The 23,578-nt window shown below is 63.0% G+C and carries 20 protein-coding genes and 1 pseudogene; 5 read left to right on the top strand and 16 right to left on the bottom strand.

The window, feature by feature from the left end; all coding sequences use genetic code 11:
- The first annotated feature begins 73 nt into the window (after window positions 1-73).
- Window positions 74-484, top strand: a complete 411-nt coding sequence (msrB, locus tag NKI06_RS07975) for a peptide-methionine (R)-S-oxide reductase MsrB (protein ID WP_023818224.1) — start codon at window positions 74-76, stop codon at window positions 482-484.
- Between the two features lie 62 nt (window positions 485-546).
- Here the strand turns inward: msrB and NKI06_RS07970 are convergent, their stop codons facing one another.
- The 13 genes and pseudogenes from NKI06_RS07970 to NKI06_RS07910 all read right to left on the bottom strand — a co-directional run bounded on the left by NKI06_RS07970 (window position 547) and on the right by NKI06_RS07910 (window position 15,462).
- Window positions 547-858 carry a hypothetical protein gene (locus NKI06_RS07970; protein WP_352984775.1) on the bottom strand — a complete coding sequence of 104 codons (312 nt, stop codon included), beginning with the start codon at window positions 856-858 and terminating at the stop codon, window positions 547-549.
- Between the two features lie 7 nt (window positions 859-865).
- The gene (locus NKI06_RS07965; protein ID WP_352859536.1) at window positions 866-1,306 is read right to left on the bottom strand and encodes a hypothetical protein; all 441 of its coding nucleotides are present in this window, start codon (window positions 1,304-1,306) and stop codon (window positions 866-868) included.
- Window positions 1,307-1,399: 93 nt separating this feature from the next.
- The gene (locus tag NKI06_RS07960; protein WP_023668722.1) at window positions 1,400-1,660 is read right to left on the bottom strand and encodes a DUF2312 domain-containing protein; all 261 of its coding nucleotides are present in this window, start codon (window positions 1,658-1,660) and stop codon (window positions 1,400-1,402) included.
- 150 nt (window positions 1,661-1,810) lie between these two features.
- Window positions 1,811-5,269, bottom strand: a complete 3,459-nt coding sequence (gene pyc / locus NKI06_RS07955) for a pyruvate carboxylase (protein WP_352984773.1) — start codon at window positions 5,267-5,269, stop codon at window positions 1,811-1,813.
- A gap of 284 nt (window positions 5,270-5,553) precedes the next feature.
- Window positions 5,554-6,675, bottom strand: coding sequence for a branched-chain amino acid ABC transporter substrate-binding protein (locus tag NKI06_RS07950; RefSeq protein WP_023668720.1), 1,122 nt, complete (start codon window positions 6,673-6,675; stop codon window positions 5,554-5,556).
- Between the two features lie 137 nt (window positions 6,676-6,812).
- Window positions 6,813-7,160, bottom strand: coding sequence for a DUF6867 family protein (locus NKI06_RS07945; RefSeq protein WP_023668719.1), 348 nt, complete (start codon window positions 7,158-7,160; stop codon window positions 6,813-6,815).
- A gap of 112 nt (window positions 7,161-7,272) precedes the next feature.
- Complete coding sequence (locus NKI06_RS07940) at window positions 7,273-8,001, bottom strand: ABC transporter ATP-binding protein (RefSeq protein ID WP_023668718.1); 729 nt, start codon at window positions 7,999-8,001, stop codon at window positions 7,273-7,275.
- A 20-nt stretch (window positions 8,002-8,021) separates the two neighbouring features.
- A pseudogene (locus tag NKI06_RS07935) lies at window positions 8,022-9,128 on the bottom strand (ABC transporter ATP-binding protein); the annotation flags it as partial.
- Window positions 9,128-10,723: a high-affinity branched-chain amino acid ABC transporter permease LivM gene (livM, locus tag NKI06_RS07930; protein WP_352984771.1), complete on the bottom strand. Its 1,596-nt coding sequence runs from the start codon at window positions 10,721-10,723 to the stop codon at window positions 9,128-9,130. The gene livM and the pseudogene NKI06_RS07935, both read right to left, overlap by 1 nt.
- Before the next feature lie 4 nt (window positions 10,724-10,727).
- The gene (locus NKI06_RS07925) at window positions 10,728-11,630 is read right to left on the bottom strand and encodes a branched-chain amino acid ABC transporter permease (protein ID WP_023668715.1); all 903 of its coding nucleotides are present in this window, start codon (window positions 11,628-11,630) and stop codon (window positions 10,728-10,730) included.
- Window positions 11,631-12,089: 459 nt separating this feature from the next.
- Window positions 12,090-13,091 carry a 4-hydroxyproline epimerase gene (locus tag NKI06_RS07920; RefSeq protein ID WP_023752640.1) on the bottom strand — a complete coding sequence of 334 codons (1,002 nt, stop codon included), beginning with the start codon at window positions 13,089-13,091 and terminating at the stop codon, window positions 12,090-12,092.
- 13 nt (window positions 13,092-13,104) lie between these two features.
- Window positions 13,105-14,523 carry an NAD(P)/FAD-dependent oxidoreductase gene (locus NKI06_RS07915; RefSeq protein WP_352984770.1) on the bottom strand — a complete coding sequence of 473 codons (1,419 nt, stop codon included), beginning with the start codon at window positions 14,521-14,523 and terminating at the stop codon, window positions 13,105-13,107.
- A 45-nt stretch (window positions 14,524-14,568) separates the two neighbouring features.
- Entirely contained in the window at window positions 14,569-15,462 is an 894-nt protein-coding gene (locus tag NKI06_RS07910) for a dihydrodipicolinate synthase family protein (RefSeq protein ID WP_352984769.1), read from the bottom strand.
- Between the two features lie 167 nt (window positions 15,463-15,629).
- Here NKI06_RS07910 and NKI06_RS07905 point away from each other — a divergent pair, with 167 nt between their 5' ends.
- The gene (locus NKI06_RS07905; protein ID WP_502900582.1) at window positions 15,630-16,220 is read left to right on the top strand and encodes a GntR family transcriptional regulator; all 591 of its coding nucleotides are present in this window, start codon (window positions 15,630-15,632) and stop codon (window positions 16,218-16,220) included.
- A gap of 36 nt (window positions 16,221-16,256) precedes the next feature.
- Here the strand turns inward: NKI06_RS07905 and NKI06_RS07900 are convergent, their stop codons facing one another.
- Together NKI06_RS07900 and NKI06_RS07895 are read right to left on the bottom strand one after the other, a co-directional pair.
- Window positions 16,257-16,556: a hypothetical protein gene (locus NKI06_RS07900; RefSeq protein ID WP_023688917.1), complete on the bottom strand. Its 300-nt coding sequence runs from the start codon at window positions 16,554-16,556 to the stop codon at window positions 16,257-16,259.
- Window positions 16,557-16,759: 203 nt separating this feature from the next.
- Complete coding sequence (locus NKI06_RS07895) at window positions 16,760-18,256, bottom strand: CoA-acylating methylmalonate-semialdehyde dehydrogenase (RefSeq protein ID WP_352984767.1); 1,497 nt, start codon at window positions 18,254-18,256, stop codon at window positions 16,760-16,762.
- Between the two features lie 365 nt (window positions 18,257-18,621).
- On the opposite strand from NKI06_RS07895, the gene NKI06_RS07890 reads away from it, so the two are divergent.
- From NKI06_RS07890 to NKI06_RS07880, 3 genes are all read left to right on the top strand, one after another.
- Window positions 18,622-19,503, top strand: coding sequence for a LysR family transcriptional regulator (locus NKI06_RS07890; protein WP_023806585.1), 882 nt, complete (start codon window positions 18,622-18,624; stop codon window positions 19,501-19,503).
- A gap of 123 nt (window positions 19,504-19,626) precedes the next feature.
- Window positions 19,627-20,067: a phospholipase A2 family protein gene (locus NKI06_RS07885; protein WP_023728660.1), complete on the top strand. Its 441-nt coding sequence runs from the start codon at window positions 19,627-19,629 to the stop codon at window positions 20,065-20,067.
- Window positions 20,064-22,217, top strand: coding sequence for a phospholipase D-like domain-containing protein (locus NKI06_RS07880; protein ID WP_352984765.1), 2,154 nt, complete (start codon window positions 20,064-20,066; stop codon window positions 22,215-22,217). Before NKI06_RS07885 ends, NKI06_RS07880 begins: the two co-directional genes overlap by 4 nt.
- A gap of 104 nt (window positions 22,218-22,321) precedes the next feature.
- Here the strand turns inward: NKI06_RS07880 and NKI06_RS07875 are convergent, their stop codons facing one another.
- A complete protein-coding gene (locus tag NKI06_RS07875; protein ID WP_352984763.1) occupies window positions 22,322-23,578 on the bottom strand; it encodes a D-amino acid dehydrogenase in 1,257 nt (418 codons plus the stop codon).

Genomic DNA, 23,578 nt, shown 5'->3' with positions numbered 1-23,578 from the left:
ATGTAACAAATGCCTATGTTGGGACGAAAACAGATTGCAACCAACAACAAGCCGCCAAGGCTGAGGAGATCAAATGGACACCCACACCCACACCTACCCCGTTACCCGCACCGACGCTGAATGGCGAGCCCGGCTGACCCCGGAGCAATATGCCGTCATGCGCGGCCACGGCACCGAACGGCCCGGAAGCTGCGCGCTGCTCTACGAAAAGCGCGCCGGCACCTTTTCCTGCGTCGGCTGCGACCAGCCGCTGTTCGAATCCAAGCTCAAGTTCGAGAGCGGCACCGGCTGGCCGAGCTTCAATGATCCGGTGCCCGGTTCGGTCGAAAACACCGTCGACCGCAGCTACGGCATGGTCCGCACCGAATGCCACTGCGCCCGCTGCGGCAGCCATCTCGGCCATGTCTTCGAGGACGGCCCGCCGCCGACCGGCCTGCGCTATTGCATCAACGGCGTGGCGCTGAAATTCGAGCCGGCGGCTTAAGCCGCAGCTTGACCACCATCTTCAAAGGGCGGCTTCGGCCGCCCTTTTTCGTGTCAATCTTCTCAGACAACCACCACCAGGATCAGCCAAAGCGTAGCCCCGAGCGTCATCAACGAAGCCTTGTCGCCACTGGATTTTTCCGTGGTTCGCCAGACGGCAAAGGTCAGAAAGATGTTGTAGGGCACGGGCGCGAAATGCACCGCCAGGACGACGGCGAGCGGCAGCTTCAAGCCGAGCAGAATGAGCGCGGCCACCGACGAGGCGATGTTGATCGCCGTGCCGACAAGGACTAGATCGCGCCAGAACAGCCGCTCGACCGGCACCGCGCCTTGCCAGCGCGAGCCGAAGAAGGATCCGATGCTTTGCACCAACACCTGATAGCTATCCCTCTCCCAGCACGTCGGTGACGGCGCGCTCGAAGCGCGAGCATTCCGTCACCAGCCAGTCGGCCATGGCCGGCCAGTTGTCCTCGGCATAGCAGTTCACCCGCCACATCGAATTGATGCCGAGGCCCTCGCAGCTCTGCTCCGGCCTGAGCTTCAGCCAGTCTTCGATTGCCGGTTGGAGCGGCTTCAGCCGCGACCAGACCCCGGTCGCGCCGAACTTCTCGTTACGGCCGAAAAAGACGCCAACTTGGCTTTGCGCCGGCGCGACATACATGGACAGGACCAGAGCGAAGTCAGGCAGCCCGCGCTGCCAGAACCAGGGTCCGCGCCGCGCCATGGAAGCGCGTTCCTCCGGATGCCGTTCGGCGAACAGCGCCCAGAAGCTGCGTTGGCGGAATTCAGAGGCGCGGCGGGCGCCGAAGTCGAATTCGCTCATGGTTCGATGCCCGTTCCAGCATCATTCCTTGGCCCGAGACTGTTTCGAAATTCGCTCCGGCGATATCAGCCGGAGTAGAATTTCCAGACAGCCTTACACCATGCCGAGCGCGGCCTTGTAGAGATCGAGGATGGTTTCCTCTTCCTGGCGCTCGGCCTGGTCCTTCTTGCGCAGCCGGATGATCGACCGCATCGCCTTGGTGTCGAAGCCGGTGCCCTTGGCCTCGGCGAACACTTCCTTGATGTCGTCGGCGATGGTCTTCTTTTCTTCCTCGAGCCGCTCGATGCGCTCGATGAAGGCGCGCAACTGGCCGGCGGCAACAGTCTGGCTGGTATCTGTGATGTCGTCGGCCATGTTTTTTCTCCGCTTACTTTTTAAGCACCGCGATTCTGGCGCGGTAAATTGGGAGCGGGTTCGATGCCCGAGCAGGCGCGGCGGGTCAAGCCATTATCGATGCTCCATCAACGGCTGCTGCCAGCCGTCCCAGTGTGATGGATCCGCGCGTCAGCCAAACGCGATCAACAGATCCTTCGCATCGATCTGATCGCCGGCCTTGACCAGCACTTCGGCCACTGTGCCGTCGCGCTCGGCATGCAGGGCCGTCTCCATCTTCATGGCTTCGATCGACAACAGCACGTCGCCGGCCTTGACCGCTTGGCCGGCGGCAACCGAAAGGGCGGAGACCACGCCCGGCATCGGCGCGCCGACATGCGCCTCGTTGCCGGGCTCGGCCTTGCGCCGAGCCTTGGCCGCCGAGGCGCCATGCGCCCTGTCCGGCACCCGGACACGGCGCGGCTGGCCGTTGAGCTCGAAGAACACGGTGACCATGCCCTTCTCATCGACGTCGCCGATCGCAAGGCAGCGCACCACAAGCGTCTTGCCTTTTTCGATGTCCAGGAAGATCTCGTCTTCGGACTTCATGCCGTAGAAATAGGTCGGCGTCGGCAGCACACTGACCGGCCCGTAGGTTTCCTGCGCGGCGGCGAAGTCGGTAAACACCTTCGGATACATCAGCCAGGAGGCGAATTCGTACTCCGAGAGCTTGCGCTCCAGCTTCTGCTCGATCTCCTTGCGGCTGGCCTTGAGGTCGGCTGGCTTGAGCAGCGAGCCCGGCCGCTCGGTGATCGGCTTGCTTTCCTTCAGTGCCTTCTTCTGCAGCTTCGCAGGCCAGCCGCCGGGCGACTGGCCGAGATCGCCGCGCAGCATCGAGACGACCGAGTCCGGGAAGGCGATGTCCTTGGCCGGGTTTTCGACGTCGGCAACGGTTAGATCCTGGCTCACCATCATCAGCGCCATGTCGCCGACCACCTTGGACGACGGCGTCACCTTGACGATGTCACCGAACATCAAATTGACGTCGTGATAGGCTTGTGCCACCTCGTGCCAACGCGTTTCCAGCCCGAGCGAACGCGCCTGCTCCTTGAGGTTGGTGAACTGGCCGCCCGGCATTTCGTGCAGATAGACTTCCGAGGCTGGCCCCTTGAGATCGCTTTCGAAGGCCGCATACTGGTTGCGCACCGCTTCCCAGTAGAAGGAGATGTTGCGGATCCATTGCGGATCGAGGCCGGGATCGCGCTCGGTTCCCTTCAGCGCCTCGACGATCGAGCCCAGGCAAGGCTGCGAGGTGTTGCCGGAGAAGGAATCCATCGCCGCGTCGATGGCGTCGACGCCACTTTCCACGCCCGCCAGCACCGTCGCCGCCGACAGGCCTGACGTGTCGTGGGTGTGGAAATGGATCGGCAGGTCGGTGGCTTCGCGCAGCGCCTTGAACAGCACGCGGGCGGCGGCAGGCTTCAAAAGCCCGGCCATGTCCTTGACGGCGATGATATGGGCGCCGGCTGCCTGCAATTCCTTCGCCAACCCGACATAGTATTTAAGGTCGTATTTGGCGCGCGCCGGATCGAGGATGTCGCCGGTGTAGCAGATCGCTGCTTCGACCAGCTTGCCCTCGGCGCCCACCGCGTCCATGGCGACGCGCATGTTCTCGACCCAGTTCAGGCAGTCGAAGACGCGGAACAGGTCGACCCCACCAGCCGCTGCCTGGCTGACGAAATGTTGCACGACATTGTCGGGATAGTTGGTGTAGCCGACGCCATTGGCGCCGCGCAGAAGCATCTGCAGCAAAAGGTTGGGGGCCGCTTCGCGCACTTTGCTCAACCGCTCCCACGGATCCTCGGTGAGGAAGCGCATGGCGACGTCGAAAGTGGCGCCGCCCCAGCATTCCAGCGACAGCAGCCGCGGCAGCGCGCGCGCATAGGTGCCGGCAATGCCGGCAATGTCATGCGTGCGCATGCGGGTGGCGAGCAGCGACTGGTGACCGTCGCGCATCGTCGTGTCGGTGACAAGCACCTCTTTTTGCTCACGCATCCAGGCAGCGAATTTCTCCGGCCCCAACGCGTCTAGCTTCTGCTTGCTGCCATCAGGCACATTGCCGTTGAGATAGGGCACGACAGGCGCTGCCGCATCGGCCTTGGGCATCGGTCGGCCGCGGGTTTCGGGATGGCCGTTGACGCTGACGTCGGCCAGATAGTTGAGCAGCTTGGTGGCGCGGTCCTGCCGCTTCACCTGCGCGAACAGCTCCGGCGTCGTGTCGATGAACCTGGTCGTGTAGGAATTGTCGGCGAAGCGCGGGTGGTTGATGATTGCCTCGAGGAAGGTGAGGTTGGTCGCCACGCCGCGGATGCGGAACTCGCGCAAGGCCCGGTTCATGCGGGCGATCGCCTCGGCCGGTGTCGGGGCCCAGGCAGTCACCTTCTCCAGCAGCGGATCGTAGAAGCGGGTGATGACCGCGCCCGAATAGGCGGTGCCGCCGTCGAGGCGGATGCCGAAACCGGCGGCTTCGCGATAAGCGGTGATGCGGCCGTAGTCCGGAATGAAACTATGCTCCGGATCCTCGGTCGTTATGCGGCACTGCAGCGCGTGACCGTTCAGCCTGATGTCGGCCTGCGCCGGCACGCCCGACTCTTTCGTGCCGATGGCAAAGCCGTCCAGTATGTGGATCTGCGCCTTGACGATGTCGATGCCGGTCACCTGCTCGGTGACGGTATGCTCGACCTGGATGCGCGGATTGACCTCGATGAAGTAGAATTTGCCGGTGTCGGCGTCCTGCAGGAATTCCACGGTGCCGGCGCCGATATAGCTGGTCTCGCGCGCGATCTTGAGCGCATAGCCGCAAAGCTCCTGGCGCAATGCCTCGCTGAGGTAGGGCGCCGGCGCCCGTTCGACGACCTTCTGGTTGCGGCGCTGGATCGAGCAGTCGCGCTCGAACAGATGCACCGCGTTGCCATGCGTGTCGCCGAGCACCTGGACCTCGACATGGCGGGCGCGCTCGATCAGCTTTTCGAGATAGACCTCGTCCTTGCCGAAGGCGGCCTTGGCCTCGCGCTTGCCTTCCATCACCTCGCGGGCGAGGTCGGCTTCCGCGCGGATGGCGCGCATGCCGCGCCCGCCGCCGCCCCATGATGCCTTGAGCATCACCGGATAGCCGACTGTCTTGGCGAGCTGCTTGACTGCTTCCATGTCGTCCGGCAGCGGTTCGGTTGCCGGCACCACCGGCACGCCGACCTCGATGGCCAGATTGCGCGCGGCGACCTTGTTGCCGAGCCGGCGCATCGTGTCGGGCTTCGGTCCGATGAAGGTGATGCCGGCATCGGCGCAGGCATCTGCGAATTCAGGGCTTTCCGACAGAAGGCCATAGCCCGGATGGATGGCGTCGGCGCCGGACAGTCTGGCGACGCGGATCACTTCCTCGATCGACAGATAGCTTTCGATCGGCCCCATGTCCCTGGCCAGATGCGGCCCGCGCCCGACCTGGTAGCTTTCATCGGCCTTGAACCGATGAAGCGAATATTTGTCCTCCTCGGCCCAGATCGCCACGGTTTTGAGGCCGAGCTCGTTTGCCGCGCGAAAGACGCGGATGGCAATTTCGGACCTGTTGGCGACGAGGATCTTCGTGATGGCCAAGGAAGGAGGCTCCGGACAGGGAGGGATGGGGCAGAGGCATGATTAACGCGAAAATGCTGCAGTGCAACCAAAATCGGGGAGAGATTAAACCGATTTAAATGGGATTCTAGCACCACTGCTCGAAAAGCAGCGTGCGATTGGCGTCGCGAGGTGACGCTAATTGTCGTGCCCGCACAAATTCGACCCCGGGCTAGCGGCTTATGCAGCCACCCTCGCTGCCGCCCTGTCACCAAAGAAAAATGCCCGGCGCGAGCGCCGGGCATTCCATAGAGCTGTGTTCCGAATTACGACTTCGGGAACCAGGAGATCTTACCGTCCGGACCCTTCTTCCATTCGTACATGATGTAGCCCGGGAGCTTCGGATCGCCCTTCGCGTCATAGGCGAGATCGCCCAGAACGGTCTTGAACGGGCCCTTCTCGTGCAGCGCCTTGGCCACTTCCACGGGGTCGTTCGACTTGGCCACGGCAGCGGCCTCGGCGATCACCTGCATGGCGGCGTAGGAGTAGAGAGTGTAGGCTTCCGGCTCGAAGCCCTGGGCGCGGAACTTCTCGACCAGTGCCTTGTTCTCGGGGATCAGACGCGGATCCGGACCGAAGGTGTTGAGCGTACCGATAACCGCATCGCCGGCGATCGCAGCCAGCTCGTCGGTGACGATGCCGTCGCCTGACATCAGGGTAGCCTTGAGGCCCTGGTCCGCCGACTGGCGGATGATCAGGCCGGCTTCGGTGTGCAGGCCGCCCCAATAGATCAAGGTGACGCCGGCGTCCTTCATCTTGGCGATCAGCGCCGAGAAGTCCTTGTCGCCGACATTGACGCCTTCGTACATGACTTCGGTCAGACCGGCTGCGTTCATCGCCTTCTTGGTCTCGTCGGCAAGGCCCTGACCATAGGGGGTCTTGTCGTGGATGACGGCAACCTTGGCGTCCTTGAAGTTGGTCGCGATATAGCCGCCGGCGATGCCGCCCTGCTGGTCATCGCGCCCGCAGGTGCGGAACACGTTCCACAGGCCGCGCTCGGTGAATTTCGGGTTGGTCGCCGCAGGCGTCACTTCGACGATGTTGTTGTCGACGTAGACTTCCTGCGAAACCGGGATCGAGACGCCCGAGTTGAAGTGGCCGATCACGAACTTCACGCCGTCGCCGACGAACTTGTTGCCGACCGAAATGCCCTGCTTCGGATCGGAGACGTCGTCGCCGACTTCGAGCTTGATCTGCTCGCCGTTCATTCCGCCTGCGGCGTTGATGTCGGCAACGGCTGCTTCCGCACCCTTCTGCAGCTGCGCACCGAAGGCCGCATTCGGACCGGTGATCGGACCTGCGACGCCGACGATAACGTCAGCCCATGCATTGCCACCGAACGCGACAAGCGCGGTCAGGGCAACGGCGGACAAAAGTGATTTCTTCATTTAAACGCTCCCATTTACGAGGTGGGCGTGGATGAAACTTTCATGCGATGCCCACCCTTATCGCAGAAAGCGTACTTTGCCGATTTTCAGGCCCTTGTCACGCCGATTCATCCCCGGAACGGCGTTAATGATGAACGTCAACCTTTCGGTTTCCAGCTTAAGATCGAAGCCCGTTCGTAAAGCCAATTATACTGCGTCACCATCTGGTTCGTACGCGTGTATTGATAGCCGACAAACCCCAATATCATGAGCACGATTGTGTCCACGACATAGTATTGCAGCGAAAACATCGTGCCGCCGAACAAGGCATGATGGATGAACCTGATGCCGATGCCGAGGCCCAGCAGATAGGCGAACAACGCCGGCAGGCTGCGCCATGTCTGGGCGCTGGCCTTGCCGGTCATCCATGCCGCCCAGCCGCCGAGCAGACAGGTGACGAAGAAGAACTGCCAGATGGAAGGTTCCTCGTGAAGAATGCCTTGCATGATGAAGACTCCCTAGCATGATCCCGAAAAGTTGCAGACTTTTCGGACAAAGGTCATGCGACAAACAAACAAGTTGGAGCGGAATACCGTATGCATACATTCCGCTCCGAAATCAGTGATGGCCGCCTTCGAGATAGGCCGCCCGCACTTCCGGATTGGCGAGCAATTCCTTGCCTGTGCCGCTCATGGTCACGTTGCCGTTGACCATGACATAGCCGCGCGTGGCGAGTTTGAGCGCGCCGAAGGCGTTCTGCTCGACCAGGAACACGGTCAGCCCTTGCGTGCGGTTCAGCTCGCGGATGGCATCGAAGATCTGCTTGACGATCAGCGGCGCCAGGCCCAGCGACGGCTCGTCGAGCAGCAGCAGCTTCGGCCGCGCCATCAGCGCACGTCCGATCGACAGCATCTGCTGCTCGCCGCCCGACAGCGTGCCGCCGCGCTGGGCAATGCGCTCCTTGAGGCGCGGGAACAACGCGAACACCTTCTCGGCATCCTCGTCATAGTGCTTGAGATTGTCGAGACCGGCGCCCATCTGCAGGTTTTCCATCACCGTCATGCGCGGGAAAATGCGCCTGCCTTCCGGCGACTGCGCAATGCGCATGCGGGCGATCTCGTGCGTCGGCATCTGGGTGATGTCGGTGCCGGCGAAAGTGATTGAGCCGGCACGAGCGCGCGGCGCACCGAAGATGGTCATCATCAGCGTCGACTTGCCGGCGCCGTTGGCGCCGATCAGCGCGACGATCTCGCCCTGGTTGACGTGGACATCGACGCCGTTCAGCGCCTTGATGTTGCCGTAGTAGGTCTCGACGCCCTTGATGTCGAGCAGCGTTGTCTCGGCCATCACTTACGCCCTCCGCGCGGCTTGCCTGTCGGGGATTTGGTGGCCGCCGGTTTGGACTTGGCCGTTAGACGCTCGGACGGTGCTCTTGGCGCGGAGTTGGCTCTTGTATCGTATTGGGTGGCCTTTGAAGCTCCCTTCGACACTGTGACCCGCTCGCCCTGGCTGTGGCCGATCGTGTCGCTTACCGGGCCGGCGAGATAGGAAGACGATGTGCCTGGTCCGTGAGCCGAATCCGGCCCGATGTCCAGCTGCTCGATGACGTCTTCATCGCCGACCTCGGTCAGCACCGTCTCGACCTCCTCGTCGTCGACGCCGAGATAGGCGGCGATGACGCGCGGGTCGGTACGCACCGATTGCGGGCTGCCGTCGGAAATCTTGCGGCCATATTCAAGCACCACGACATGGTCGGAAATCTGCATGACCACCGACATGTCATGTTCGATCAGCAGGATCGAGGTACTGCTCTTGATGTCCATCAGCAGCGAATTCAGCGCTGCCGATTCCTTCGGATTGAGACCGGCCGCAGGCTCGTCGAGGCACAGAAGTTCGGGCCCTGTGCACATGGCGCGCGCAATCTCGAGGCGCCGCTGCGCGCCATAGGGCAGGTCGCCGGCCGGATCGTCGGCGCGATCGACAAGGTCGGCCTTCTCCAGCCAGTGCTTGGCAAGCTCCACCGATTCAGCCGAGGCCCTGCGGTAGCCGCCGATCCCGAATAGGCCCAAGATCGTGTAGCCGGATGCCTTCATCAGCTTGTTGTGCTGGGCAACCAGCAGATTCTCCAGCAGCGTCATGCCCGAGAACAGGCGGATGTTCTGGAAGGTGCGCGCCACCTTGGCGCGCGCCGGGATCTCATGATTGGGCAGCCGTTCGAGCAGGAAGCTCGAGCCGTCGGCCCGGTTGAGCGTAATCATGCCTTCCGACGGCTTGTAGAAGCCGGTGATGCAATTGAAGACGGTGGTCTTGCCGGCGCCATTGGGTCCGATCAGCGCGGTGATCTCGCCTCGCTTGGCCTGGAACGACAGGTCGCCGATGGCGATCAGGCCGCCGAACTTCATCGAAAGATGCTCGACCTGGAGGATGGCGTCTTTCATACCCGGATTGGTCTTCTGAATGGAGGTCGCGCTCATCAGCCGTGCCCTTCCTTGGTGAAGGAGGAGGAGACCGCTTTTCGTTCACTGAGGAAGGCCGTCGGTTCACGGCTGCCGACAAAGCCGCGCGGCTTCCACAGCATGACGATGACCATCGCCATGCCGAACAAAAGCATGCGGTAAAGCTCCGGGGTGAAATCATTTCCGAAGACACTTTTCAGGAAATCGAGTTCGCGCAGCGCCTCGGTGCCGCCGATCATCACCAGCGCGGCGACCGCGATGCCGACCAGCGAGCCCATGCCGCCGAGCACCACGATGGCCAGGATGATCGCCGATTCCAGGAAGACGAAGGATTCAGGGCTGACGAAGCCTTGCCGTGCGGCGAAGAAGGCGCCGGCAAAACCGCCGAACATGGCGCCGGTGGCAAAGGCGGTGAGCTTGGTGGTGGTGGTGTTGATGCCAAGCGAGCGGCAGGCAATCTCGTCCTCGCGCAGCGCCTCCCAGGCGCGGCCGACAGGCATGCGCCTGAGCCTGATGGTGACGAAGGCGGTCAGCAGCGCCAGCCCGAGAATCAGATAGTAGAGGAAGATCTTGTAGTAGGCGCTCGACTGGGCGATGTGCAGCACCTTGCCGATGTAGTTCGGGTCCGTCGAATTGAACGTCATCAGGCCGAAGAAGGTGACCTTCGGGATCCCGGAGATGCCGGCCGAGCCGTTAGTGACTTCACGCCAGTTGATCAGCACCAGGCGGATGATCTCGCCGAAGGCCAGCGTCACGATCGCCAGGTAATCGCCACGAAGCCTGAGCACCGGAAAGCCGAGCATAACGCCCCAGAAGGCGGCCATGGCGCCGGCGGCGGGCAGCAGGATCCAGAACGACAGGCCGTATTGCGAGCCTAGCAACGCATAGGCATAGGCGCCGACCGCGTAAAAGGCGACGTAGCCGAGATCGAGCAGGCCGGCGAGGCCGACGACGATGTTCAGCCCCCAGGCCAGCATCACATAGATCAGGATCTGGATGCCGAAATTGTCGACCCACTTCAACGAGCCCTGCAGGCCGCCGGTTATCGACCACGCGTAGATCGACAGCACCACGACGACGAGGATCGGGTATAGCACCAGCGCCGCAATCCCGAGCTTGGTGAAATTGGCGTGGATGAAGGAGCGGAAATAGAAGATCACGCAAGCGAGCGCGTAAATGACGGCCAATGCGCGCAGGAACTGAAGGTAGCCGGCCAGATCGGGTCCCACCAACGCCGGCAGGGCGCTGCCGAACGCAACCAGGACAACCGCCAGCACGACGGCGACGATGAAGGCCGGAAGCAGGAAGAAGCGCGACGCGACGCTCGCCGGCAACAGGCCGGTGGCGACATTGGTGATCTTCTGATTGGCCATGAACGGCTGGCCATAGGCAATGTAGAAGAAGCGGCCAAGCATGGTCAGCACGACCACGGTGATGAGCAGCAACCAGCGCTGCACCAGGATCAACTGGTTGCTGATGTTCTGGTCGGTCTTCAGGCCGATGAAGAGAATGAACAACCCCAGCGAGATGGCGCCGGCATAGAACGCTTCGCGCAATGCACGCTGCACGGGGGAGGCGACGGTGTCGCGCTCCGAGGATACGGAAACCGCCATTGTCTCAGACCTTTTCGACTTCTGGCCGGCCCAAAATGCCGGAAGGCAGGAAGATCAGCACGATCGCCAGGATCGAGAACGCCGCGACGTCCTTGTAGTCGATCGAGAAATACGCCGACCACATGCTCTCGATGAAGCCGATCAAAAGCCCGCCAAGCACCGCGCCCGGCAGAGACCCGATGCCGCCGAGAACGGCCGCAGTGAAGGCCTTGACCCCCGGCACAAAGCCGTCGGAAAAGGCGATGACGCCGTAATACATCAGGAATAACGTGCCCGCGACGGCCGCAAGCGCTGCACCCATGATGAAGGTGATCGAGATCGTACGGTCGACATCGACGCCGAGCAGCGCCGCCATCTTGCGGTCCTGCTCGCACGCCCTTTGCGCCCGGCCGAGGGAAGTCCTGTTGACCAGGTACCAGAACAGCGCCAGCAGCAGGGCGGTGACGACGACGATGATGATCTGCTTCAGCGACACGCTGATGCCGTTGATGTTGTAGACTTGGCTGACCATCGGCGGGATCGGCTTGTTGCGCGGGCCTTGCGTCACCTGGATGAAGTTCGACAGCGCGATCGACATGCCGATGGCGGTGATCAGCGGCGCCAGCCGGAACGAACCGCGCAGCGGCCGGTAGGCCACCTTCTCGATCGTCCAGTTGTAGAGGCTGGTGAGCAGCATCGCCACGATCATCATGATCAGCAGCGCCAGGACGACCGGCACCGAATAGAACAAGGAGCCGAGGATGAGGAAGACGACGAGGGCGGCGAATGCCCCGACCATGAAAATGTCGCCGTGGGCGAAGTTGATCATGCCGATGATGCCGTAGACCATCGTGTAGCCGATTGCGATCAGCCCATAGATCGATCCCAGCGTCAGCCCATTGATAAGCTGCTGGACAAAGTACTGCATGTGTACATGGCTCCCCTGGAATGTCGCCCATGCAGACGCATTCCTTTTCGTATTTCCCCTAGTCGTAAAGTTTCGAGCCCGGATTGCAACGTGATTTTTCAAACGTCGAGCGTGTTTTGCCGGCACGCCTTCCGATTGCCCGTTTTTTTGCTTCCGACCCCTGGACTATCGCGGACCCTATCATTGGCATAACGCAATGTCTTTGACGATTCAGCCGGACTAGCGACCTCATCTCGAAGAAATCCCGGTCAAAATTAGGTGATGAGACGAATCTTTGCGTTGTTGGCGGGCTTCGTTTTTTAGCCACATTCCGTACTGACCAGCTGCAACATGGGTTACTTCCGACTATGGCGGTGGATGCCTCGCCCAACGCGCTAACCTTCCGCTGACTGGTTTCGCCAAGAGGTCCCGCTCTGGGTCCAAGTCCTGGTCTCGGTGGATGATCGGCAGCCTACCGTATCACTTAACCACAAAACCGTGCGCGAACGGATCGCGGTCGTCGATGAAGATGGTGTTCAGGCCGGTCATCCGCGCCCAGCCGCCGATCGAGGGAATGATGGCCGGCTTGCCGGCAACAGTGACGTCCTTCTCGACCTTGCCCTTGAACAGCGAGCCGATGATCGATTCGTGGACAAAACTGTCGCCGGCCTTGAGCTTGCCCTTGGCATGGAGCTGCGCCATGCGCGCCGAGGTGCCGGTGCCGCAAGGTGAGCGGTCGATCGCCTTGTCGCCATAGAAGACGGCGTTGCGTGCGTCGGCCCCCTCCACTGTCGGCTCGCCCGTCCACAGCATGTGGGACAGCCGGTTGATGCCGGGGTTTTCCGGATGCACGAACGAGTACTTCTCGTTGAGCCGCTGCCGCACCACGGGGCTCCAGGCGATGAAATCGCTGGCGGAATAATCAGCCATGTCGCGAAAATTCGCCTGCGGCTCGACGATTGCGTAGAAATTGCCGCCATAGGCGACATCGACAGTGATCTCGCCAAGCTGCGGGCAGTCGACCGTCAGTCCCTCGGCATAAAGGAAGGACGGCACATTCGTGATGCGCACCTCCTCGACATAGTCGCCGACTTGTTTGTATTCGGCGATAACCAGCCCGGCCGGTGTGTCGAGCCGGAGCACGCCGGGTGTCTTCGGCTTGATCAGCCCATGTTCGATGGCCATCGTCACCGTGCCGATCGTGCCGTGGCCGCACATCGGCAGGCAGCCCGACGTCTCGATGAACAGGATGGCTATGTCGCAATCCTCGCGCGTCGGCGGATAGAGGATCGAGCCCGACATGACATCGTGGCCGCGCGGCTCGAACATCAGCCCGGTGCGGATCCAGTCATACTCCGCCAGGAAATGCGCCCGCCGCTCCATCATCGTCGACCCCTGAAGCAAAGGGCCGCCGCCGGCGACCAGCCGCACCGGATTGCCGCAGGTATGGCCGTCGATGCAAAAGAAGGATTTTTTGGCCATGATTTCCTCTAACTCAAAACCGTTGCGGGCTGAAGGGAGCAAGATCGATCGGCGAAGTTTGCCCGAGAACAAGATCGCGGATCAAGCGGCCGCTGGCCGCCGCCTGGGTCAGGCCGAGATGGCCATGGCCAAAGGCGTAGACGACGTTGGACGCGGTTCGCGCCGTGCCGATGACGGGCAACGAATCCGGCAGCGACGGGCGATAGCCCATCCATTCGCGGCCACGTGACGCGTCCAGCCCCGGAAGAAATTGTCTGGCTTTTTCCAGCATGGCCTTCGAGCGCGCAAAATTCGGCGGCCGGTCGAGACCGCCCAACTCGACGGCGCCGCCGACGCGCAAGCCCGTCTCGAGTGGCGTGATGACGAAGCCATGGCCGGAAAAGATCAGCATCCGCTGCACGTCGAAAGCGGTCTTCGGCAGTGTCGTGTTGTAGCCGCGCTCGGTTTCGAGCGGGATGGTGTCGCCAAGCGCCTTCGTCAGCAGATGCGACCATGCCCCGGCGGCCACGACAAGATGTCTTGCCTGCCTGGTCGTGCCGTCCGTCAGCGTCAGCGTCGCGCCATCAGGATTGGCGGCGACGCGCTCTATGTGCGCCTTTTCGAAACGCGCGCCCAGCCTTTCGGCATAGGCCCACACCCCCTTGCCGAGCAGTTTCGGATCGGCGACGGTCTTCCAGCCCGGCACGAAGGTGCCCTTGATGAAGCGCGGCGACAGTCCCGGCTGCAGCCGCGCCAGTTCGTCGCCTTCGACATGGCGAAAGCCGATGCCGAAGCGCTCGCGCGCCGCCCAGCCCGGCAGCCCGGCCTGAAATTCGGCCTCGCTTTCATAAAGCTCCAGCGAGCCGTCCTCGCGCAGCATCAGCCGCGTGCCGGAACGGTCGAGCAGGCCCATCCATTCAGCCTCGGCGAGCTTCATCATGCCTGCCTGAGCAGCAAGGCTCGCCTCATATTTTTCTGGTGCGCCGGCGCGCCAGAAGCGCAACAGCCAAGGCAACAGCTTCGGCAGATAGGCTGGCGGGATGCTGAGTGGCCCGAGCGGATCGGCAAGCCATTTCGGCAAGTGCCGCATCATGCCCTTATGCGCCAGCGGCAGCACGTCGGAGAAGGCGAAGGCGGCGGCATTGCCGGAGCTCGTCTCCTCGCAGATGCCGGTGCGGTCGAAGACCGTGACGCTGCGCCCGGCCTCGGCCAGCATGGCCGCCGCGCAGATGCCGACAATGCCGCCACCGATAATGGCGATATCTACCCCTTCTCCCCGTTCACGGGGGTGAGGAGCGGTCCGCGAAGCGGTGGAAAAGCCGACTGCTTGGCTTTCCGAACGACGAACGCCCGGAGCGCCAGCGAAGGGCTGCGGGGCCCGAAGGGCGGATGAGGGGCGGCGGCCCTCCTCTGTGTCCCTGGAATTTCCTTGCACGTCGGCGCTGCCCCTCATCTGGCTGCCGCCATCTTCTCCCCGTGCACGGGGAGAAGAAAGCCTTCAGAACTGCGGCAGCTTCGGCCGTACCGCCAGCGCGTCATTGATGATCTTCTCGACTGTCTTGCGGCGCTCGCCCGACAGCGGCTGGCGCGGCATGCGCACGCGGTCATTTGTGTCGATCGCGAACACTTCGGCAAGCTTGATATTTTGTACCAGATAGGTCGAGACATCGAGATCGAGCAGGGGGCGGAACCAGCGGTAGATCGAAAGCGCCTCCTCGCGGCGGCCCTGCTTCATCAGCTGGTAGATGGCGACGGTCTCGCGCGGGAAGGCGACGACCAGACCCGCCACCCAGCCGATGGCGCCCACCGACAGCGCCTCGAAGGCGAGATTGTCGACGCCGGTGAACAGATCGTAGCGGTCCCCGAAGCGGTTGATGATCTCTGTCGAGCGGCGGATGTCGTCGGAGGACTCCTTGATGGCGACGAAGCGCTTGTCGGCGGCCAGTTCCTCCATCTGGTCGACGGTGACGTCGACGCGGTAGGCGAGGCGGTTGGAGTAGATCATCACCGGCAGGTCGCCGGCCTGAGCGACGGCGCGCAAGGCGGCGACCGTCTCTTCCGGGTTGGTGTGATAGATCGGGCTCGGTACCACCATCAGCCCGTTGGCGCCTTCCCGGCTCGCGCGCTTTGCGATGCTCGCCGCCTCGCGGGTGCCTGCCTCGTTGACCGTCAGCAGAACCGGCTTGCTGCCGGCAACTTTCTGGGCAGTCTTCAGCACCTCGATCTTCTCGTCATGCGACAGCATCGGGCCTTCGCCGAGCGAACCGCAGACGATGATGCCGTCGCAACCGGCCTCCATCTGCAAAGCAAAGCAGCGCTCCATCTCGGCATGGTCGAGGCGGTCGTCATCAGTAAACTTGGTCGTGACGGCGGGGAAAACTCCGGTCCACATGATCGTCTCTCCATCTGATATATCAGTCGTATATCTGTTGAAAAACCGGCTGTCAACGCGGAATCCATTATGATATATGGAAGATATATCAGGAGCCCCCTTTGATATCCAGTGAGACAGCATACCCCGAGCCGGCCGCCGCCAAGGCCTACCATGTACTCGAGCATATGATCGTGACGTTGGAACTGGCGCCGGCGAGCTTTGTCACCGAAGGCGCCCTCATCGAGAAGCTGGCGCTTGGCCGCACGCCGGTGCGCGAAGCGATCCAGCGCCTCGCCTGGGAGGGACTGCTGGATGTCAGGCCACGCGCCGGCATCGCCATTGCCCCGCTGCATCCCGGCGACTGGCTGCGCGTGCTGGATGCCAGGCGCGGCGTCGAGGTGGTGCTGGCGCGCTCGGCCGCCCGCTTCGTCACCCGCGAGGCCGCCGATCTGTTTCATGAGGCAGCCCTTGCCATGCAGAAGGCCGTCATCTCGGGCAATGTGCTGGCCTTCATCCAGGCCGACAAGGCGCTCGACGAGGCCCTGGCGATGGCCGCCGACAACCCGTTTGCGGCCCGTCTGGCCGCGCCCCTGCAGGCCCACAGCCGCCGCTTCTGGTTTCGCTACAAGGCCGACACAGGACTGGCCGAATCGGCTGAGCACCACGTCGCGCTAATCCGCTCGATCCTGGCCGGTGACGAAGAGGCTGCCGCCAAGGACGCCAAACGCCTTATGGCACTGCTGCGCGGCCATGCCGAAGTGGCAGCCACACGCTGAACTCCGTCTCTGCTCCAGACTTCCGACCGGTCTTTATCAGGTGCCCGGCAAGACTGCGGCCATGGTCGCCCCGTCCCAGCCTTCGCCAGCCGTGATGATGCAGCTTTGGCCGTGTGTGTCGGTGGCCAGGATGGTCCAGGTGCCCTGGTCGGAGACGAATATCTCAAGCACCACATTTGGGTTCACCAGGCCACGTGCGGCTTGGTTTTCGTGGAACTTCTCGCCGAGCGCCTTGACCAGGTCGGTCCGCGCCGCGCATTGATCGGCTTTGGCCTGAGCGATGCCGGACATCGCGAACACCGCAAAGAACATCGCCGCCACAAGACGTCGTGTCATCTGACACCTCCTTGCGCCAGACGAGAACCCCGGCTGCTACCGGCGCTATTTTGATGGCCTGCACCACGGCAGGAATGCAATTTAAGGCAGATGACAGGCTCTTGGTTCCATCGCTTGAACGTGATGGCCAATGTCGGTTTCGTACAAAGAAAGGCCCGGGACGTTGAACCCAGGCCTTCTTGCCGATCTTCGAAATCGTCCGGTCAGTTCATCGTCGGGATGACGAACTCGGCACCGTCCTTGACGCCGGAGGGCCAGCGCGAGGTCACCGTCTTGGTCTTGGTGTAGAAGCGGAACGCGTCCGGGCCGTGCTGGTTGAGGTCGCCGAAGGACGACGCCTTCCAGCCGCCGAACGTGTAGTAAGCGATCGGAACCGGGATCGGCACGTTGATGCCGACCATGCCGACCTGGACGCGCGAAGCAAAATCACGAGCAGCATCACCGTCACGGGTGAAGATGGCGACGCCATTGCCCATCTCATGATCGTTGGCGAGCTTGATGGCGCTCTCATAGGTCGGCGCACGCACCACTGACAGCACCGGGCCAAAAATCTCTTCCTTGTAGATGCGCATGTCGGCGGTCACATTGTCGAACAGGCAGCCGCCCATATAGTAGCCATCCTCGTAGCCCTGCATGGAGAAGCCGCGGCCATCGACGACCAGCTTGGCGCCTTCCTTGACGCCGGTGTCGACATAACCCTTGACGCGTTCCAATGCCTGCGCCGTGACCAGCGGGCCGAAATCGGCGGACGAATCCGTCGACGGGCCGACTTTGAGGCTTTCGACACGCGGGATCAGCTTTTCCATCAGCCGGTTGGCGGTGTCGTTGCCGACGGGAACGGCAACCGAGATCGCCATGCAGCGCTCGCCGGCCGAGCCGTAGCCCGCGCCGATCAGCGCATCGACGGTCTGGTCCATGTCGGCATCGGGCATGATGATCATGTGGTTCTTGGCGCCGCCGAAGCACTGCACGCGTTTTCCCGCGGCCGTGCCGCGCGAGTAGATGTAATGCGCGATCGGCGTCGAGCCGACAAAGCCGATAGCCTTGATATCAGGATCGTCGAGGATGGCGTCGACGACATCCTTGTCGCCATTGACGACGTTGAGAACGCCAGCCGGCAGGCCAGCCTCGAGGAACAGTTCGGCGATGCGCATCGGCACGCCAGGGTCACGCTCGGAAGGCTTCAGGATAAAGGCGTTGCCGCAGGCCAGCGCCGGGGCAATCTTCCACAGCGGGATCATCGCCGGGAAATTGAACGGGGTGATGCCGGCAACGACGCCAAGCGGCTGGCGCATCGAATAGACATCGATGCCGGGGCCGGCGCCGTCGGTGAACTCGCCCTTCATCATGTGCGGCGCACCGATGCAGACTTCGACCACTTCGAGGCCGCGCTGGATGTCGCCCTTGGCGTCGGCGATGGTCTTGCCGTGCTCGCGCGCCAGGAGATCGGCCAGTTCGTCATAGTCGCGGGCAACCAGTTCAAGAAACTTCATCAGCACGCGCACACGCCGCTGCGGGTTGGTCGCAGCCCATTTGATCTGTGCTTCCTTGGCATTCAGGACAGCCGCACGCAGTTCCGGCGGCGACGCCAGCGCCACCGTGCCGCGCACCGAGCCGTCCATCGGCTGCATGACGTCCTGCTTGCGCCCGCTGGTCCCGGCGACATGCTTGCCGCCGATGAAATGACCGTATTCGATCATGGTTTCTCTCCCTGAGTTTGTGATGGCGCATTCAACCCCTTTGCAGGCGCGAAGGCAACGCGAGGGGAAACGCAACCGTTGTGCGGGAAATAGACAACGAAGGACAAGCGTGCATTAATTGCCGCAAATTACAGATTGCTGAAAGGCCCGAAGGTTGCGCTCCGTCACACCCCCCTCTGTCCTGCCGGACATCTCCCCCGCAAGGGGGGAGATCAGATGTGGCTGCCGCCTTCGCAAATCTTCAACGCACCAAAAGAGACGCAGGTGGCGGAGCTGCCAATCTCCCTCCTTGCGGGGGAGATGGCCGGCAGGCCAGAGGGGGGTGGGCGGGAACGCCGCGTTCGCCGCTAGCCCGGACCACCCCCATGAACTGGGATGATGTCCGCATCTTCCTCGCCGTGGCCCGCGCCGGGCAGATCCTTGGCGCCGCCAAGCGGCTGGAACTCAATCACGCCACCGTCTCGCGCCGCATCGCAGCGCTTGAGGATGCGTTACGGACAAAACTGTTTCGCCGGCTTACCACCGGCAGCGAGCTGACGCCGGCCGGCCAGCGCTTTCTCGACATTGCCGAGCGTATGGAAGCCGACATGATCGCCGCGCGCTCCGCCGTGTCGGGCGAAGGCGACGATATCTCAGGCACCGTGCGCATCGGCGCGCCCGACGGGTTTGGCGTTGCATTCCTCGCCACGCGTCTTGGCGCGCTGACCGCGCTGCACCGCGAACTCACCATCCAGCTGGTGCCGGTGCCGCGCTCCTTCTCGCTGTCGCGGCGCGAGGCCGACATCGCCATCACCGTCGAGCGGCCGAGCGAAGGCAGGCTGGTGGCGGGAAAGCTGGTCGACTACACACTCGGCCTGTTTGCCTCGCGCGCCTATGCGCAGGCGCACGGCTTACCCGAAACCGCTGCCGAACTCGGCCAGCATACGCTGATCGGCTATGTCCCAGACCTGATCGTCAGCCCGTCGCTCGACTATGCGGCAGAGTTCAGCCCGGACTGGCGCACCAGCTTCGCCATCTCCTCAGCGCTGGGCCAGGCCGAAGCGGTGCGGTCGGGCGCCGGCATCGGCATCTTGCACACCTTTGTCGCCCGCTCGATGCCGGAGCTGATCCCCGTTAACATCGTGACGCCGATCCGCCGCGCCTACTGGCTGGTCTATCATGAATCGGTCCGGCCACTGCGCCGCGTGCAGATCGTCGCCAACTTCATCACCAAGGCAGTCGAGAGAGAGCGCGGGCTGTTTGTCTGATGGCCGCGCCGCCTTGCCCTCGCCACAAAATCGGGCAGTGTGGCAACAAGCGCGATGTCGCCTATCATTAAGGATTGGCTGCGCCGGGTGGGACACTTTTTTGCAAAGCTGGTGCGGATCAAAATGCGAGCGGTGCTCGCCATCTTGCCGCTTGTCGCGCTTTCCGCCTGCGCCAATCCATGGACCGTAGTTCCGGAAGCCGAACTGCCCAAGCCGGTCCGTATCGCAATGGCCCGCCCGTCGCCTTTCGTCTTCGGCAATTACTGCGGTCCCGGCACCCGCACCGGCGACCTCTCGGCTCGCCCTGTCAATCGCCTCGACAGCGCCTGCCAAATCCATGACGCCTGCTACATCGCGCGCCATAATCATTGCGACTGCGACGGCGCGCTCGTCGCCTCGGCAAAGGCGATCCGTGATGACAAGACAGCGCCGAAAAAGATGCGCGGCGAGGCCGAGCTTTTGATCGCCACTTTCGCGCTTCCCGTCTGCAAGGTGTTTCCGCATGGCTTCCTGCCGCCGCGCGATCCGGCTGAACTGAAGACGATGAACGGTGCGACCGGATGAACCGCGCCATCTGCCTGGCCTTGGCCGGGCTGGGGCTGGCGGCCCTTGCCGGTTGCGCCGCCCCGATCCGGCACAGCTGCGATTTCTTCCCCGATGCGAAGGATTGCGGCCGGCCGTCCGTATCGGCCGGCACGCCCGGACCGCAGACTGCAGCAGCAGCGTTTTTCGGCGATGCCGGTGCCAGCGACTATGAAAGGCAGTTTCTGGCGCTGCTCGCCCACAACCAGATCGGGGCCATCGACAGGGCGAACGGCACCGGTCCGTTCGGACATGACCGCCACGCCATCGCCAACCGCGATTTCCAGGCCACCTACCGGACGCTGGAACGGCTGGCGAAGCCGGTTACCGCCGAACAGATGCCGGCAGTGAGCGGCACAGCCGGCGAAGGCCATTTCAACGGCCGTTGGCGCGTGTCGCGGCAGACGCTCTATGTCAACGCCGCCGCGCGGCCCTCCGCGCCAAAGACGTTCAGCTTTTCCGGCCTGCAGGCGCGCTCGATCGAGATCGTGATGCGCCAGGCGGGAAAGCAGCCGGTTGAGATATCGGGCGCCTGCGACGGGGCGCTGGCGATTCGCGCCGGCGGTGGCTCGCGCAGCGTGGCGAGCGGTGCCGCCTTCCGCCTCCGCCTGTCGGCCGGGCAAACCGCCAGCCTGTTCCCCAGCGATGGTTTGAACCGCTGCAGTCTCAAGCTCAGCTCCAGTCTGGCGCCGGCAGGCGCCCCGCTCACCATCCTGCGCGAAGAGGTTGCCTATCCGGCGATAGCCGCGCTCGACAGCCGCTACGAGCGTTGTCCAGTGCCCGGTCCATCCGGCCTGGATGAACTCGCCCGCGTCTTCTACGCCGGCCGCTGGCTGTCGCAGAGCTGTTCGCTGCCGCTCGGGTCACCGCGCCTGTTACGCAAGTCGCGCGACGGCTTCAACGCCAAGGTCGAAGCGCTGCTCGGCGCGCCTTTACCCGACAGCGCCTTTGACAAGGCCGACCCCGAACTGCCGCTCGATTTCTCGCGCGCGCCGAAACTCAAGCTGGTCTATCTGTCGTCGCTGGAGTTCAAGGCCGATTTTTCCGGCCGCGTCATCGAGCGGCTGATCCGCCATCACGCAGCCCTCGGCACCAAAGTGCGCATCATGGTCACAGACGTGCTGGAGCGCGACAAGGACGATGCCCTGCTGCACCGGCTGGCGGCCGATTATCCCAATGTCGAGTTGCAGGAATATCGTTGGCGGGCCGACCACGGCGCGCCGGTCGACGAGCAACTGTCACAGCTGCACAAGACCCATCACGTCAAGATGCTGGCGACACTTGCCGAGGATCCAGCCCGCTCGCGCGTCATCATCGGCGGCCGCAACATTCATGACGGCTTCCTGTTCCACAAGCCGATCGACCTGTCGCGCTATCCGAACCTCGAGCAATACGGCAAGACCGACGGCCTCTCGCTCAACTACTATTCGAACTGGAGCGATTTCGACATCGAGTTTGCCGACCGGGCCACGGTCGAGACGCTGGCCGCGCATCTCTCGACATTGTGGCTGCGCGACGCCGACACCAACATCGCAAGACCCTTCTCCATTCCGGTGCGCTCCGACAGCCGGCGCCTGCCGGGCACGGTGCGCCATTTCATTTCCGTGCCCTACGAGGACAACCATGCGCTCGAGACCTATTTCGTCGAGCTGATCGACACTGCCCGGCACCATATCGAGATCGTCAATCCCTACCTTAATCTGACGCCGAAGCTCAGCCTGGCCATCGAGCGGGCGCTGGCGCGCGGCGTCAGGATCGACATTGTCGGCCGCATCGACCTCAAGGGCGATATTGGCGGCAAGCTGCTGACCGCGCTCAACAAGCTGTTCGTCGAGAAATATGGCGACCGCATCAACATCCGCGAATTCAAGGCGCCCGATGTCGTGCTGCACTCCAAGATCATGATGATCGACGAAAGGCTGGTGACGATCTCGTCGGTCAATCTCAACAACCGCAGTTTCTTCCACGATCTGGAGAACGGCATGACGGTGCTCGACCCTGCCTTCTACGCCAGGATGCAGCCGGTCTACGACGACTATGTCGCCCATTCGAATCCGGTATCGACCAAGGTAATGATCCCCTGGGCCTACCGGTGGCTGTTCTCGAAGGGCTGGGTGAAGGAGGCGTTTTGAGAGGCTGGCGAGGCTGAAGGAATGCCGTTCTGTAGCGATCCTTTACACCCCCTCTGTCCGGTAGGACAGAGGGGGTGCTGGCCCGCGAGCTTTAAAAAGCACCCCTACCTCAAATACCGCTCCGGCCCCAGCTCCCGCACATCGATATCAGGCACCTTGCTGGAGATGATGTCGGACAGCACCTTGGCCGAGCCGCAGGCCATGGTCCAGCCAAGCGTGCCGTGCCCGGTGTTGAGATAGAGGTTGGAGAACTCGGTGCGGCCGACCAGCGGCGGCCCGTCCGGCGTCATCGGCCGCAGCCCGCACCAGAAGGACGCCGCATTGAGGTCGCCGCCATCCGGGAACAGATCGCCGACCGAATGTTCGAGGGTGCGCCGGCGCGATTCATGCAGCCTGAGATCGAAGCCGGAAATCTCCGCCGTGCCGCCGACGCGGATGCGGTCGCCGAGCCTGGTGATCGCCACCTTGTAGGTTTCGTCCATTACCGTCGACACCGGGGCGGCGACCGCGTCCTTGATCGGAACGGTGATCGAATAGCCCTTGACCGGATAGACCGGGATCGGGCGCCTGAGCAGGCGCATGAAGCGCGCCGAATAGCTGCCCAGCGCCAGCACATAAGCGTCGGCCGCGCGCGAGCGCTGGTCGGTGCCGACGCTGACGATGCGATTGCGGTTCTTGGAGAAGCGCCGGATCTGCGTGCCGTACTCGAACGTGACGCCGCGCGCCACGCAGAGCTCGGCCAGCCGATCGGTGAACATCTTGCAGTCGCCAGTTTCGTCGCCGGGCAATCTCAGCCCGCCGACAAACTTTTCCCGCACGCCGGCCAGCGCCGGCTCGGCCCCAATGCAGCCTTCGGGATCGAGCAACTCGTAGGGAACGCCATATTTCTTCAGCACCTCGACATCGCCGCCGGTGCCGTCGATCTGCTTTTGCGTGCGAAACAGCTGCAGCGTGCCCTTGGTCCGCTCATCATAAGCGATGCCGGTCGCCTCGCGCAGCGCCTTCAGCGTGTCGCGGCTGTATTCGGCGAGCGGCACCATGCGCGCCTTGTTGATGGCGTAGCGATCCGCGGTGCAATTGCGCAGCATCTTGATGAGCCATGTCCACATATACGGATCGAAGGCCGGCCGCACCACCAGCGGGCCGTGCTTCATCAACAGCCACTTGATTGCCTTCAGCGGAATGCCGGGGCCGGCCCAGGGCGAAGCATAGCCCGGCGAGATCTCGCCGGCATTGGCGAAGCTGGTTTCCAGCGCCGGCCCTTTCTGGCGGTCGAACACCGTCACCTCGTGGCCGGCCTCAGCGAGATAATAGGCAGTGGTGACCCCGATAACGCCGCCGCCCAACACGAAGATCTTCAT

Source organism: Mesorhizobium sp. M0772 (assembly GCF_040320135.1).
Classification (GTDB): domain Bacteria; phylum Pseudomonadota; class Alphaproteobacteria; order Rhizobiales; family Rhizobiaceae; genus Mesorhizobium.
Note: the sequence above shows the minus strand (reverse complement) of the source record. Positions and strands in the feature narration are given on the sequence as shown.

Bases quoted from the DNA above. Each gene is read 5' to 3' on its own strand.
- NKI06_RS07960 (WP_023668722.1), bottom strand. From the start codon at position 1,660: ATGGCCGACGACATCACAGATACCAGCCAGACTGTTGCCGCCGGCCAG.
- NKI06_RS07900 (WP_023688917.1), bottom strand. From the start codon at position 16,556: ATGACACGACGTCTTGTGGCGGCGATGTTCTTTGCGGTGTTCGCGATG.
- NKI06_RS07920 (WP_023752640.1), bottom strand. From the start codon at position 13,091: ATGGCCAAAAAATCCTTCTTTTGCATCGACGGCCATACCTGCGGCAAT.
- NKI06_RS07895 (WP_352984767.1), bottom strand. From the start codon at position 18,256: ATGATCGAATACGGTCATTTCATCGGCGGCAAGCATGTCGCCGGGACC.
- NKI06_RS07885 (WP_023728660.1), top strand. From the start codon at position 19,627: ATGCGAGCGGTGCTCGCCATCTTGCCGCTTGTCGCGCTTTCCGCCTGC.
- NKI06_RS07965 (WP_352859536.1), bottom strand. From the start codon at position 1,306: ATGAGCGAATTCGACTTCGGCGCCCGCCGCGCCTCTGAATTCCGCCAA.
- NKI06_RS07950 (WP_023668720.1), bottom strand. From the start codon at position 6,675: ATGAAGAAATCACTTTTGTCCGCCGTTGCCCTGACCGCGCTTGTCGCG.
- NKI06_RS07945 (WP_023668719.1), bottom strand. From the start codon at position 7,160: ATGCAAGGCATTCTTCACGAGGAACCTTCCATCTGGCAGTTCTTCTTC.
- NKI06_RS07890 (WP_023806585.1), top strand. From the start codon at position 18,622: ATGAACTGGGATGATGTCCGCATCTTCCTCGCCGTGGCCCGCGCCGGG.
- NKI06_RS07915 (WP_352984770.1), bottom strand. From the start codon at position 14,523: ATGAGGGGCAGCGCCGACGTGCAAGGAAATTCCAGGGACACAGAGGAG.
- livM (WP_352984771.1), bottom strand. From the start codon at position 10,723: ATGGCGGTTTCCGTATCCTCGGAGCGCGACACCGTCGCCTCCCCCGTG.
- NKI06_RS07940 (WP_023668718.1), bottom strand. From the start codon at position 8,001: ATGGCCGAGACAACGCTGCTCGACATCAAGGGCGTCGAGACCTACTAC.
- NKI06_RS07910 (WP_352984769.1), bottom strand. From the start codon at position 15,462: ATGTGGACCGGAGTTTTCCCCGCCGTCACGACCAAGTTTACTGATGAC.
- NKI06_RS07875 (WP_352984763.1), bottom strand. From the start codon at position 23,578: ATGAAGATCTTCGTGTTGGGCGGCGGCGTTATCGGGGTCACCACTGCC.
- NKI06_RS07925 (WP_023668715.1), bottom strand. From the start codon at position 11,630: ATGCAGTACTTTGTCCAGCAGCTTATCAATGGGCTGACGCTGGGATCG.
- NKI06_RS07905 (WP_502900582.1), top strand. From the start codon at position 15,630: ATGATCGTGACGTTGGAACTGGCGCCGGCGAGCTTTGTCACCGAAGGC.
- msrB (WP_023818224.1), top strand. From the start codon at position 74: ATGGACACCCACACCCACACCTACCCCGTTACCCGCACCGACGCTGAA.
- NKI06_RS07880 (WP_352984765.1), top strand. From the start codon at position 20,064: ATGAACCGCGCCATCTGCCTGGCCTTGGCCGGGCTGGGGCTGGCGGCC.